The organism is Caulobacter sp. (assembly GCF_035254145.1).
In the GTDB taxonomy this organism is placed as follows: domain Bacteria; phylum Pseudomonadota; class Alphaproteobacteria; order Caulobacterales; family Caulobacteraceae; genus Caulobacter.
Genome location: NZ_DATFAV010000035.1, coordinates 1 through 11,407 on the forward strand (window position 1 = coordinate 1; position 11,407 = coordinate 11,407).

9 protein-coding genes and 1 pseudogene are annotated in these 11,407 nt (G+C 70.0%); 6 read left to right on the forward strand and 4 right to left on the reverse strand.

All coding sequences use genetic code 11. From position 1 onward, the window contains the following. Nucleotides 1-115: 115 nt before the first annotated feature. Entirely contained in the window at nucleotides 116-1,120 is a 1,005-nt protein-coding gene (locus VJ655_RS01720) for an aldo/keto reductase (protein ID WP_324097640.1), read from the reverse strand. Between the two features lie 94 nt (nucleotides 1,121-1,214). Between VJ655_RS01720 and VJ655_RS01725 the strand changes: the two genes are divergently transcribed. Together VJ655_RS01725 and VJ655_RS01730 are read left to right on the forward strand one after the other, a co-directional pair. Next, on the forward strand, nucleotides 1,215-2,105 hold the full coding sequence (locus VJ655_RS01725; RefSeq protein ID WP_324097641.1) for a LysR family transcriptional regulator: 891 nt from the start codon (nucleotides 1,215-1,217) through the stop codon (nucleotides 2,103-2,105). 116 nt (nucleotides 2,106-2,221) lie between these two features. Then, on the forward strand, nucleotides 2,222-6,241 hold the full coding sequence (locus tag VJ655_RS01730) for an ice nucleation protein (protein ID WP_324097642.1): 4,020 nt from the start codon (nucleotides 2,222-2,224) through the stop codon (nucleotides 6,239-6,241). A gap of 55 nt (nucleotides 6,242-6,296) precedes the next feature. Here VJ655_RS01730 and efp read toward each other — a convergent pair whose 3' ends face one another. Next, complete coding sequence (gene efp, locus VJ655_RS01735; RefSeq protein ID WP_324097643.1) at nucleotides 6,297-6,863, reverse strand: elongation factor P; 567 nt, start codon at nucleotides 6,861-6,863, stop codon at nucleotides 6,297-6,299. Nucleotides 6,864-6,983: 120 nt separating this feature from the next. Here efp and epmA point away from each other — a divergent pair, with 120 nt between their 5' ends. After that, nucleotides 6,984-8,042 (forward strand): EF-P lysine aminoacylase EpmA, encoded by a 1,059-nt coding sequence (gene epmA / locus VJ655_RS01740; protein ID WP_324097644.1) that lies wholly within the window; start codon nucleotides 6,984-6,986, stop codon nucleotides 8,040-8,042. Nucleotides 8,043-8,128: 86 nt separating this feature from the next. Further along, nucleotides 8,129-8,830, forward strand: a complete 702-nt coding sequence (locus tag VJ655_RS01745; protein ID WP_324097645.1) for a VIT family protein — start codon at nucleotides 8,129-8,131, stop codon at nucleotides 8,828-8,830. A gap of 6 nt (nucleotides 8,831-8,836) precedes the next feature. On the opposite strand, the gene VJ655_RS01750 is transcribed toward VJ655_RS01745, so the two are convergent. After that, nucleotides 8,837-9,271 (reverse strand): acyl-CoA thioesterase, encoded by a 435-nt coding sequence (locus tag VJ655_RS01750; protein WP_324097646.1) that lies wholly within the window; start codon nucleotides 9,269-9,271, stop codon nucleotides 8,837-8,839. Between the two features lie 4 nt (nucleotides 9,272-9,275). Next, nucleotides 9,276-9,512 carry a zinc-finger domain-containing protein gene (locus VJ655_RS01755; RefSeq protein ID WP_324097648.1) on the reverse strand — a complete coding sequence of 79 codons (237 nt, stop codon included), beginning with the start codon at nucleotides 9,510-9,512 and terminating at the stop codon, nucleotides 9,276-9,278. Nucleotides 9,513-9,736: 224 nt separating this feature from the next. Here VJ655_RS01755 and VJ655_RS01760 point away from each other — a divergent pair, with 224 nt between their 5' ends. Then, on the forward strand, nucleotides 9,737-10,699 hold the full coding sequence (locus VJ655_RS01760) for an ABC transporter ATP-binding protein (RefSeq protein WP_324097647.1): 963 nt from the start codon (nucleotides 9,737-9,739) through the stop codon (nucleotides 10,697-10,699). A 96-nt stretch (nucleotides 10,700-10,795) separates the two neighbouring features. Beyond that, nucleotides 10,796-11,407 (forward strand): annotated as a pseudogene (locus VJ655_RS01765) (purine nucleoside permease); the annotation flags it as partial.

Here is an 11,407-nt window from a genome sequence, read left to right on the forward strand (position 1 = left end):
GGGCGGCGTGGACGATCTGAACGCCCATCAGGACGGCGAAGGGCAGCAGGTCGAGGTCAAAGACGGGCGTGGTCATGGGACCATCTGACGCCCGTCTTCGGCCCGGATGCAAGCCTCAGCGCGAACGGCGTTCGCTGTCGAGGTGGGCCATCATCGCCTCGGCGTAGCGCGTGCCCGCCACGGCTTCGGCTGGAACCGCCGCCTCGATCGCCGCCAGGTCCGCCGGACTCAGCGACACCTCCAGCGCGCCCAGGGCCTCGGAGAGACGGTCGCGACGGCGCGCGCCGATCAGCGGCACGATGTCGTCGCCGCGCGAGGCCACCCAGGCGATGGCGGCCTGGGCCGTGGTCACGCCCTTGGCCTGCGCCACCGCGCTCAGGGCCTGGGCCAGCTTGAGGTTGGCCTCCAGGTTCTCGCCCTGGAAGCGCGGGCTTATGGCGCGGAAGTCCCGGCCCGCCCTGCCGCTGTCCTTGGTCCAGTGACCGCTGATCAGGCCCCGGGAGAGGACGCCGTAAGCCGTCATGCCGATCCCCAGCTCGCGCAGGGTTGGCAGGATCTCGGCCTCCACGCCGCGCGAGATCAGGGAGTACTCGATCTGCAGATCGACGATGGGGGCGACCTTGGCGGCCCGGCGGATCGTCTCGGCACCCACCTCCGACAGGCCGATGTGGCGGACATAGCCGGCCTGGACCATCTCTGCGATCGCGCCGATCGTGTCCTCGATCGGCACGTCGGGATCCAGGCGCGAGGGGCGGTAGATGTCGATGTGGTCGACGCCTAGGCGCTTGAGGCTGTAGGCCAGGAAGTTCTTGATGGCGTTGGGGCGGCCGTCATAGCCGAGGAACCCGCCGGCCGGATCGCGCAGGGCGCCGGTCTTGACGCTGAGCACCAGCCTGTCGCGCTTGTGGTTCTTCAGCGCCTCGCCGATCAGCATCTCGTTGTGGCCCATGCCGTAGAAGTCGCCGGTGTCGATCAGGGTGATCCCGGCCTCGACGGCGGCGTCGAAGGTGGCCAGGCTCTCGGCCCGGTCACTGGGGCCGTACATATCCGACATGCCCATGCAGCCCAGACCAAAGGCCGAAACGACAGGGCCGGTCTTTCCAAGTTGGCGCGTCTTCATCTGCTGTCTCCGTGGTTGTGGAGCAGGTTATGCGCTCGATCGGTTCGTGCGATAATCCGACAAGGTTCGCACGACCCGTTCGGAATTTCGCACAATGCAGCAAGCCGACTTCGCCGATCTCGACGCCTTCACCGCCGTGGCCCGGGCGCGTGGCTTCCGCGCGGCGGCGGCCCTGCGTGGCGTTTCGGCCTCGTCGCTGAGCGAGGCGGTGCGGCGGCTGGAGACGCGGCTGGGCGTGCGCCTGCTCAACCGCACCACCCGCAGCGTCACCCCGACCGAAGCCGGCCAGAAGCTACTGGAGCGCCTGTCGCCCGCCCTGGCCGACGTCGCCCTGGCTCTCGACGAGGTCAACGCCTTTCGCGACAGCCCGACCGGCACGCTGCGCCTGAACGTGCCCGGCGTGGTGGCCAAGGTGGTGCTGCCCAGGCTGCTGCCCCGTTTCCTGGCGCTGCATCCCGGCGTGGCCGTCGAGGTGGTGGCCGAAGACTCGTTCATCGACGTGCTGGCGGCCGGCTTTGACGCTGGCGTGCGCTACGACGAGCGGCTGGAGAAGGACATGATCGCCGTGCCGCTGTCGGGACCCCAGCGGTTCGTCCTGGTCGGATCGCCCGCCTATTTCGCCCAGCATGGACGGCCAACGCATCCGCGCGACATCCTGGACCACGCCTGCATCCGCCACCGCTTCGTCAGCGGCTCCTCGTATCCGTGGGAGTTCGAGAAGGACGGCGAGGTGGTGCGAATCAACCCGCCAGCCCGCTTGACCTCGACCCAGGTCGACCTCGAACTGGCGGCCTGCGAGGCCGGCGTCGGCCTGATGGCGACGTTCGAAGACTTCGTGGCCGAGGCGCTGGCGGCCGGTCGGCTGGAGACGGTGCTCGACGACTGGCTGCCGCCGTTCTCGGGACCCTACCTCTACTACGCCAGCCGCCGCCACATGCCCGCGCCGCTACGCGCCTTCGTGGACTTTCTGAAGACCGCGCACTGAGCTGCGGCCGCCCCCAGGATAGGAAATACAGTTTGAACTAAACAAGACTCCACCTAGAGTGGACAAGCGATTCGCGTGGGTTGCAGCCCGTGGCTGCCAAAGTTCCTGGAGTAGCGATGGCGGCTGTCAGCTCCGATCCGTCGGCCCTGTCCAACCTGACCCCGGCGCGGATCGCCGCATTGAGCGGTTCGGCCATCGCCGCCGCCCCGCCATCGGAATTCGCCAAGCTGACCTCCAGGCAGGTCGCGGCGATTTCGGTCACCGCGATCAGCGCGCTCAGCCCGGAGCAGTTCGCGAAGTTCGGCGTCAACCAGCTGTCCGGACTGACCGCCGCCCAACTGCCGCGCCTGCCCAGCACGGTGGCTTTCAGCGGCGCCCAGCTTCTGGTTCTCAACCAGGGCCAGGTGTCGGCGCTGTCGCGGACCCAGGTCGCGGCCTTGACCACCGAGGCGCTCGACGGGCTGCGCACCAGCCAGATCGTGATGCTGAGCGCGACGAATGTCTCGGCCTTGAACCGCGAGCAGGTCCAGAGCCTGTCCCAGCTCCAGGTGCGCGCCCTGACATCGGCCCAGATGCGTGGCCTGACGACCGAGGATCTGGCCGAATTCAGCCCCGAGCAGTTTTCCGCCTTCACGCCTGGCCAGATCGGCTCGCTGAGCCCGACTCAGGTCAACGGTCTTTCGGCGACGCAGGTCGGCGCCTTGACGTCCACCCAGTTCGCGGGCCTCTCGGTCGCGACGCTGCGAGCCCTGCCCGCCGAGACCATAGCCCTGACCACCGCGGCCCAATGGGGCGGCGCCACCAACGGCCAGCTCTCGATCTTGAACGCCGCCCAGCTGAACGCGCTGGGCGAACGGAAGGCGGCCTTGAGCCCCACCCAGATCCGCTCGCTGTCGGCCACCGAACTTAGCCGGGCTGGGCCGCAGTTCGTGGCCAGCCTGACCACGACGCAGCTGAAGGGCCTGACGGCGAACCATACCGCGGCCCTCTCGGTCACGGCCGCGGCGGGCCTCAGCCCCACCCAGCTCGCGGCGCTCGACCCCGCGGCCATCGGCGGCCTGTCGCCGGGCAGCTTCTCGGCGCTGAACGCCACCCAGGTGGGCGCGCTCAGCGCCAGCCAGATCGTCCGCCTGCAGGGCGGCCAGCTGAAGGCCCTCAACGGCGAGGACTTCAACGAGTTCACCCGCGCCCAACTCAAGGCCTTCACCGCCACCCAGATCCGCGATCTGCCGCCCGAACGGCTGGCGGCCCTGTCCGACGAGACCTTCTCGGTCTTCTCCGCCACCCAGCTGAAGGCCATGACCGCCCTGCAGCTGAAAGCCTTGTCGGCCAGCGACCTGACCGCCTTGTCGGCCGAGCAGACCGGCGCCCTGACATCGGCCCAGATCAGCGCGCTGTCCGGCACCCAGCTGAGCGCTCTGCGCCACGGCGGCCCCTTCTCCCCGGCGCAGATGGCTGGGATCACCGCGACCCAGCTGAAGGCCTTCACGGCGACCGACGTCGCCCACTTGACCCCGACGGAGCTGGTGGGCCTGAACGCGGCCCAGATCAGCGGCCTGACCCCCACGGCCCTCTCGGCCCTGGACGACACCCAGATGGCGCGCCTGACGATCAATCAGCTGCGCGGCCTGACGGCGACCCAGCTCGGCGGCCTGACCGGCGCCGACGTCGACCAGCTTAAGGCCGCTCAGGTGGCCCTGCTGGACGGGACCCAGATCGGCGCCCTGGTTCAGCATCTTTCCACCACCCTGGTCGGCGGCCTGACCGCCGCCCAGGTTGGCAAGATGTCGGTGACCGCGCTGGACGCCCTGTCGCCCGCGCAGATCGCCGCGCTCGGCGCCACCCAGCTGAAGGCCTTGACGGCGGACCAGCTGAGCAAGCTGCCGTCCGACATCGCCTCCAGCCTCGACGCCACCCAGGTGGCGGCTCTGAGCGCAAACCAACTGGGCGCCCTGACGCCCACCAACCTGGGGCGGCTGACGACCGAGGGCCTGCAGCGCCTGGACCTCGGCCAGCTGCGCGGGATCACCGTCACCCAGGTCCGCAGCCTGACCGCCACCCAGTTTGGCGCGTTCAACGCCACCCAGATCGCCGCCCTTACCGGCGCCCAGATCGGCGCCTTGTCGGCCAGCCTGGTCGAAAGCCTCTCCGCCACCCAATGGGCCGGACTGAGCGCCACCCAGGCGCAGGGGCTGACCGCCACCCAGTTGGCCGGATTGGACGCCGAGGACCTGGCCAAGCTGAGCGCCACGCAATGGACCGCGCTGCGCTCCACCCAGATCGCGGGCCTGTCGGCCACGGCGGCGGCCGGACTGGACGCCACCCGACTGGCCCAACTGACGCCGGCCCAGCTGGCGGGCCTGTCGGCGGGCGCGCTCTCGGCCCTGGACGCGAGCCGCATTAACGCGCTGTCGACCAGCCAGGTCGCCGGCCTGACCGCCACCCAGCTGCGCGGCCTGACGAACACGGACCTGGCCGAATTCAGCCCGACGCAGGTCGCGGCCATCGGCCCGACACAGCTGGCGGGTCTGGCGGCGACCGGTCTGGCCGCGCTGAGCAAGGATCAGGTCTCCGCCTTGAGCGCCGCCCAGATCAAGGCGCTCTCGCCGTCACAGGTCGCGGCGCTGGGGCCCGCGCAGCTTGGCGCCCTGTCGCCCACCCAGCTGGCGGCCTTGAGCGCGGTTCAGCTGGGCGCCGTGACCAGCGAGAGCCTGGCGGCCTTGACGACGACGCAGATGACGGCGCTCACCTCGGCCCAGCTCTCGGGCCTGAGCGTCACCCAGGCGGCGGGTCTTAGCGGCGAGCAACTGGCCGCCCTGGCTGACACCCAGGTGGGCGGACTTAGCGGCGGCTTCCTGGCGGCCCTATCTTCCACCGCCTTCGCGGCCCTGAGCGCGACCCAGGTCGCGCGTCTCTCGACCACCCAGGTCCAGAACCTGACCACGACCCAGATCGGCGCGCTGTCGGCCAGCGACTTCGCCGAGCTGTCCGCCACCCAGGTGAAAGGCCTGACCGCGGCCCAGCTCGGCGCGCTGTCGACCGGCAATCTCGCCAGCCTGACGTCCACGGCCCTGGCGGGGCTTTCGGCGACGCAGTTCGCGGGCCTGACATCCGCCCAGTTGGCCGCCCTGCCGGATTCGCTGATTGAGGGACACCTCCAGCAGCTCACGCCCGCCCAGATGGCCGGGGTGTCCCCCACCCTGATCGCAGGCCTGTCGACGACGGACCTGGCCAGTCTGGGCGCCAGCCAGCTGGGGGCGCTGTCGCCGTCCGCCTTCGCGGCCCTGGGAACCGGCGGATTGGCCAGCCTGTCCACCACCCAGCTCGGCGGACTGTCGACGACCCAGGTGGCCAGCCTGGACGCCACGGGCTTCGCGACCTTCTCGGCCACCCAGGTGGCGGCCTTGTCGGCGACCCAGATCGGGGCCGTTCGGGGCGAGATCCTCTCGGCCCTGGACGCGACCCAGTTCGCCCGTCTCACCGCCACCCAGGTGCGCGGCCTGACCACCAGCCAGATCGAACGGTTCAGCGCCACCGACATCGGCGAGATCACCGCCACCCAGCTCGCCGCGTTCGGCGCTCAGCAGCTGGAAAGCTTCTCGGCCGCCGACATCTCGGCCCTGACCACGGCCCAGGTGGCGGCGCTATCCGCCGCGCAGATCACCGCCCTGACGCCCGTCCAGGTGCGCGGGCTGACCCCGACCGACGTCGGCGAACTCAGTCGGACCCAGGTCGCCGCCCTCACCGCGGCCCAGGTCGGCGCCCTGTCGATCGGCGCCGTCGAGGCGATGTCCGGCGAGCAGTTCGGCGGCCTCAGCGCCGCCCAGGTTCGCGGCTTCACGGCCGACCAGTTGGCGGGCCTTGGCGTCGACGGGCTGGCGCGTCTGTCGGGCGTGCAGCTGGGCGCCCTGACCACCACCCAGGTGGGTCAACTGCCGGCGGCGTCGGTTCACGCCCTGACCGCCACCCAGATCGGCCAGATCATGCCCAGCCAGATCCCCGGCTTCACTACCAGCCAGATCGCCGCCTTCGCGCCCGCCCAGCTGAGCGGCCTGTCGCGCGCCCAGGTCAACAAGCTGACCGCCGCCCAACTGGACGCCATGAACGCCGCCCAACTGGAAGCGATCGGGCTGTAACGAAAAGGCCCGAGACTGGCGTCCCGGGCCTCCGAGTTTCGAAGCGAAAGGACGGTCAGTCCTTGGCGCGTTCCACGTAGCTGTTGTCTTCCGTCAGGATAATCACCCGGGTGCCCACGGTGATGTACGGCGGCACGGTGGTCTTGACGCCGTTGCTGAGCACGGCCGGCTTGTATGACGAGCTGGCGGTCTGGCCCTTCACCGACGGTTCGGTGTCGACGATCTCGAGGATCACGGTGCGCGGCAGCTCGATGGCGATCGGCACGTCGTTGTGCGTCGACAGCTGGACCGTCATGTTTTCCTGCAGATAGGGCGCGGCGTCGCCGATCACTTCCTCGGTCGCCACGAGCTGGTCGTAGGTTTCCGGGTTCATGAAGTGGAAGCCTTCGGCGTCCTGGTACAGGAAGGTGTGGTTGCGCTGGTCGACGAAGGCGCGCTCGACCTGCTCGGTCGTGCGGTAGCGCTCCGAAACCTTCACGCCGTCCGAGATGCGGCGCATGTTCAGCTGGGTCACCGGCGTGCCCTTGCCCGGATGGATATTGTCGACCGTCAGGACGACATAGAGCTTGCCGTCCATGTCGACGACGGCGCCTTTGCGGAGCGAGCTGGCTGCGACCTTCACGTAGTTACGTTCCTTGGATGAAAGCGCGCGCGAGGCCGCGGGCGCGATCGTGCTATTGATCCGTGAGCGCCCTCGTATAGCGAACGGGGCGAAATCTCCAGTCTCTTCGGTTTTGGCACATTGTCCTCACCTTCGACCACCGCCCCGAGCGCTTCCTGGTGGCGCGCCGATGTTCACCAGGACCGCCGCCCGTTCCTGCTGGCCCGCAACCGGATCACCAAGGCCTTCCGCGCCTGGTTCGACGCCCAGGGCTTCGAGGAAGTGGAGACCGCCGCCCTGCAGGTCTCGCCCGGCGCCGAGGCCCACCTGCACGCCTTCGCCACCGAAGCCCTGACCACCGCGGGCGAGGTCAGCCCCCTCTACCTGCACACCTCGCCTGAGTTCGCCTGCAAGAAGCTGCTGGCGGCCGGAGAGGAGAAGATTTTCAGCCTCTCCAAGGTGTGGCGCAACCGCGAGCGCGGGCCGCTGCACCATCCGGAGTTCACGATGCTGGAATGGTACCGGGCGCGGGCGCCGTATCAGGTCCTGATGGACGATTGCGCGGCCCTGCTGGCCCTGGCGGCCGAGACGGCGGGGACCCGTCGCTTCGACTTCCGCGGCATGATCTGCGATCCGTTCGCCACGCCCGAGCGGCTGACGGTGGCGCAAGCCTTCTCCCGCCACGCCGGGGTCGACCTGCTGGCCAGCGTCGCCGCCGACGGGACGACCGACCGCGACGCCCTGGCCGCCGCCGCCCGCGATGTCGGGATCCGCGTCGCCGAGGACGACGGCTGGGCCGACGTCTTCAGCCGGATCATCGTCGAGAAGGTCGAGCCGCGCCTGGGCGAGGGCCGGCCGACGATCCTGTGCGAATATCCGATCTCGGAGGCGGCCCTGGCCCGCCCGAAGGCCGACGATCCTCGCGTGGCCGAGCGGTTCGAGCTCTATGCCTGCGGGGTCGAGCTGGCCAACGCCTTCGGCGAGCTGACCGACGCGGCCGAGCAGCGCCGCCGGTTCGAGATCGAGATGGACGAGAAGGCCCGCGTCTATGGCGAGCGCCATCCCATCGACGAGGATTTCCTGGCGGCCCTGGAGCACATGCCCGAGGCCTCGGGCTCGGCGCTGGGCTTCGACCGCCTGGTCCTGCTGGCGACGGGCGCGCGGCGGATCGAAGACGTGCTCTGGACGCCGGTGGCCTGATCCCCGGTTGCGCGCCCTCAAGCCGCGTCGCGCGCGGCGTGCTATGCCTTGGGTCGACACCGAGGCTCCGAGGAGAGGATGAAACGATGACCCGTTTGAAGGCGCACGCGGAAAGGCACGCGGTCTCGCGGATCGGCTGGCTTCGGGCCGCCGTCCTCGGCGCCAATGACGGCATCGTCTCGACCGCCAGCCTGATCGTCGGCGTCGCCGCCGCCGAGGCTTCGCGCGGGGGTCTCGTCCTGACCGCGACCGCGGGGCTGGTGGCGGGCGCCATGTCGATGGCCGCCGGCGAATACGTCTCCGTCAGTTCCCAGGCCGACAGCGAGGCCGCCGATCTGGCCCGCGAGCGCCAGGAGCTGGCCACCCAGCCCGAGGAGGAGCTGGACGAGATGACCGCGATCTACGTGGCGCGCGGCCTGTCTCCCGATCTGGCCCGCCAGGTCGCCGTCCAGCTGAACCAGGGCGACGCCCTGGCGGCCCATGCGCGCGACGAGCTGGGCATTTCCGAACATCTGACCGCGCGGCCGGTGCAGGCGGCCCTGACCTCGGCGGCGACCTTCGCGGTGGGCGCGGCCATGCCCCTGGTCGTGACCTTGGCCGCGCCAATGCCGCTGATGATCCCGACCGTGACGGTGGCGACCCTGGCCGCCCTGGCGCTGCTGGGCTGGCTGGGCGCCTGGGCGGGCGGCGCCAATCCCTGGCGCTCGATGATCCGGGTGACGTTCTGGGGCGTGCTGGCCCTGGCCGCGACGGCCCTGATCGGCAAGGCCTTCGGCGCGGTCGTCTGACGCGTTCTAGACCGGCAACGGCCTTGGCTTGCGGTGCTCGTCGATGGCCACGAAGGTGAAGACGCCTTCGGTGACCTTGTGGGCCTGCTCGCCGTCGCGGCGGCGGCGCCAGGCCTCGACCGAGACCTTCAGCGAGGTGCGCCCGGTGTGGATCACCTTGGCGAACAGGCTGACCTCGTCGCCGACGAACACCGGGCTGATGAAGGTCATGCCGTCGATGGCGATGGTGGCGCAGCGGCCGGCCGCGCGGTGAAAGGCGATCGAGGCCGCCGCCAGGTCCATCTGCGACAGCAGCCAGCCGCCGAAGATGTCGCCTTCGGGGTTGGTGTCGGACGGCATGGCGATGGCGCGCAGCACCGGCGCCTCGTGCGGCCACTCGGCCTTTTCCCAGGCCTTGGCGAGAGTCTCGGCGCGCTGGCTGGGCGGGACGCTGTCGTTCACGGGCTTAGTGGCCGCCGGCGCCTTCGTAGACGCCCGGCGCCAGGATCTCGTTCTCGTCGCCAACCGCCGTGGTCGCCACGAAGCGGCGGTCGCAATAGGGGCAGTCGACGAAGCCGGCCGCGCCCATCTCCAGCCACACGCGCGGATGGCCCAAGGCCCCGCCGACGCCATCGCAGGCGATGCGGTGCGAGCGGACCGCGATCATCTCCGGCGCGGGGCCGGCGGCCGCCAGGGTGTCCATGGCGGTGGGAACCGTCGCGGGCTCGGCCGTCGCCGATCCGGGCAGGGCGTCGAGAGCGGAGGTGGACTTGGCCTTGCGCGCCATGGGCGAAACCTTCGAATTCAGACGTGGCCTTGGCGTGGCCGCGAACGAGGCATACCTATGCGACGCCGGAAGGCGCCGTCAATCGACGCGCGCGCCATACGGCGCTTCCGCGCTTCGTCGCTGACCGCTTTGGACGCTACATGGACCTGCCCGCCTACGCCATCGAAGCCGAAGATCTCTACAAGACCTATGCCGGCACCAAGACCTCGCCGGAAAAACGGGCGCTGAACGGCATCGACCTGAAGATCCCGCGTGGCTCGATCTTCGGCCTCCTGGGTCCCAATGGCGCGGGCAAGTCGACCTTCATCAACATCCTGGCGGGCCTGACCCGCAAGACCAGCGGCACGGTGCGGATCTGGGGCCGCGACATCGACCAACGGCCGCGCGACGCCCGCGCCGCCATCGGCGTGGTGCCCCAGGAACTGGCCGCCGACGTCTTCTTCACCCCGCGCGAGTCGCTGGAGGTCCAGGCCGGCTTCTACGGCGTGCCCAAGAGCGAACGCCGCACCGACGAGCTGCTCAACGCCCTGGGCCTGGGCGACAAGGCGAACGCCTATGTCCGCCAGCTGTCGGGCGGCATGAAGCGACGCCTGATGGTGGCCAAGGCCATGGTCCACCAGCCGCCCGTGCTGATCCTCGACGAGCCCACCGCCGGGGTCGACGTCGAGCTGCGCCGCCAGCTCTGGCAATATGTCACCAGCCTGAACCAGCTGGGCGTCACGATCGTGCTGACCACCCACTATCTGGAAGAGGCCCAGGAGCTCTGCGACCAGATCGCGATCATCAACCGCGGCGAGGTCGTCGCCTGCGAGCCGACCGAGACCCTGCTGCGACGCATGGACAGCCGCAACGTCGTGGTCACCCCCGAACAGCCCGTGACCATCGCACCGACCCTGGCCGGCTTCGACACCAAGCTGCGTTCGGGCGGCGCCTTCCAGGTCAGCTATCGCACCGGCCAGTCCAGCGTCGAGCAGGTGCTGGCGGCGGTGCGGGCCAGCGGCGTCCACATCAAGGACATCGCCACCGAGGATCCCGACCTGGAGGACGTCTTCGTCTCCCTGACCTACGGCGACCCGAACGCGGCCGACCCGACCAAGGACTGATCAGTCGTCGGTCGCGGACCGCAGTCTTTCCGCCTCGGCTTGCCAGCCGCCCCGCATCGCGCCAGCTTCGCCGTCCGGCAGGAAGGGGCGTTGGCGATGCGGTTTCTGGGACTTGTGGTGGCCCTGTGCCTTGGACTGGCGCCGATGGCGCGAGCGGCCGACGCCCGGCCCATCCCGGTCAAGGTCGTCGTCCTGACCACCTTCGAGATCGGCGCGGTCACCGGCGACCAGCCGGGCGAGTTCCAGCCCTGGGTCGAGGGCTTGCCGCTGAAGGAGACCATCGAGGTCCCCGGCCTTCGCCACGCCGCCCGCTATTCTCCCGAGACCGGCGTGCTGGGCGTCATGACCGACATGCGCGCCCGGGCCCGTGAGAGCGTCGCGGCGCCGATCCTGTCCAAGCAGTTCGACTTTTCCAGGACCTACTGGATCGTGGCCGGCATCGCCGGCGTCGACCCCAAGGCCGCCTCGATCGGCAGCGCCGCCTGGGCCCGCCACGTCGTCGACGCCGATCCGATCTACGAGGTCGACGAGCGCGAGATCCCCGCCGACTGGCCCTACGGCCTCTATTCCCTGGAGACCGACCGACCCAATGTGAAGGGCTCGGCCGTCGGCTCCTCCGGCATGGTCTGGTCGCTGAACTGGCGGCTGGTCGACTGGGCCTATGGCCTGACCTCGGCGACGCCGATCCCCGACTCTCCCGCCCTGGCG

What these genes read in the sequence shown, in the direction of transcription:
- VJ655_RS01730 (WP_324097642.1), top strand. Translation starts at nt 2,222, where the DNA reads ATGGCGGCTGTCAGCTCCGATCCGTCGGCCCTGTCCAACCTGACCCCG.
- VJ655_RS01745 (WP_324097645.1), top strand. Translation starts at nt 8,129, where the DNA reads ATGACCCGTTTGAAGGCGCACGCGGAAAGGCACGCGGTCTCGCGGATC.
- VJ655_RS01725 (WP_324097641.1), top strand. Translation starts at nt 1,215, where the DNA reads ATGCAGCAAGCCGACTTCGCCGATCTCGACGCCTTCACCGCCGTGGCC.
- VJ655_RS01755 (WP_324097648.1), bottom strand. Translation starts at nt 9,512, where the DNA reads ATGGACACCCTGGCGGCCGCCGGCCCCGCGCCGGAGATGATCGCGGTC.
- VJ655_RS01720 (WP_324097640.1), bottom strand. Translation starts at nt 1,120, where the DNA reads ATGAAGACGCGCCAACTTGGAAAGACCGGCCCTGTCGTTTCGGCCTTT.
- VJ655_RS01760 (WP_324097647.1), top strand. Translation starts at nt 9,737, where the DNA reads ATGGACCTGCCCGCCTACGCCATCGAAGCCGAAGATCTCTACAAGACC.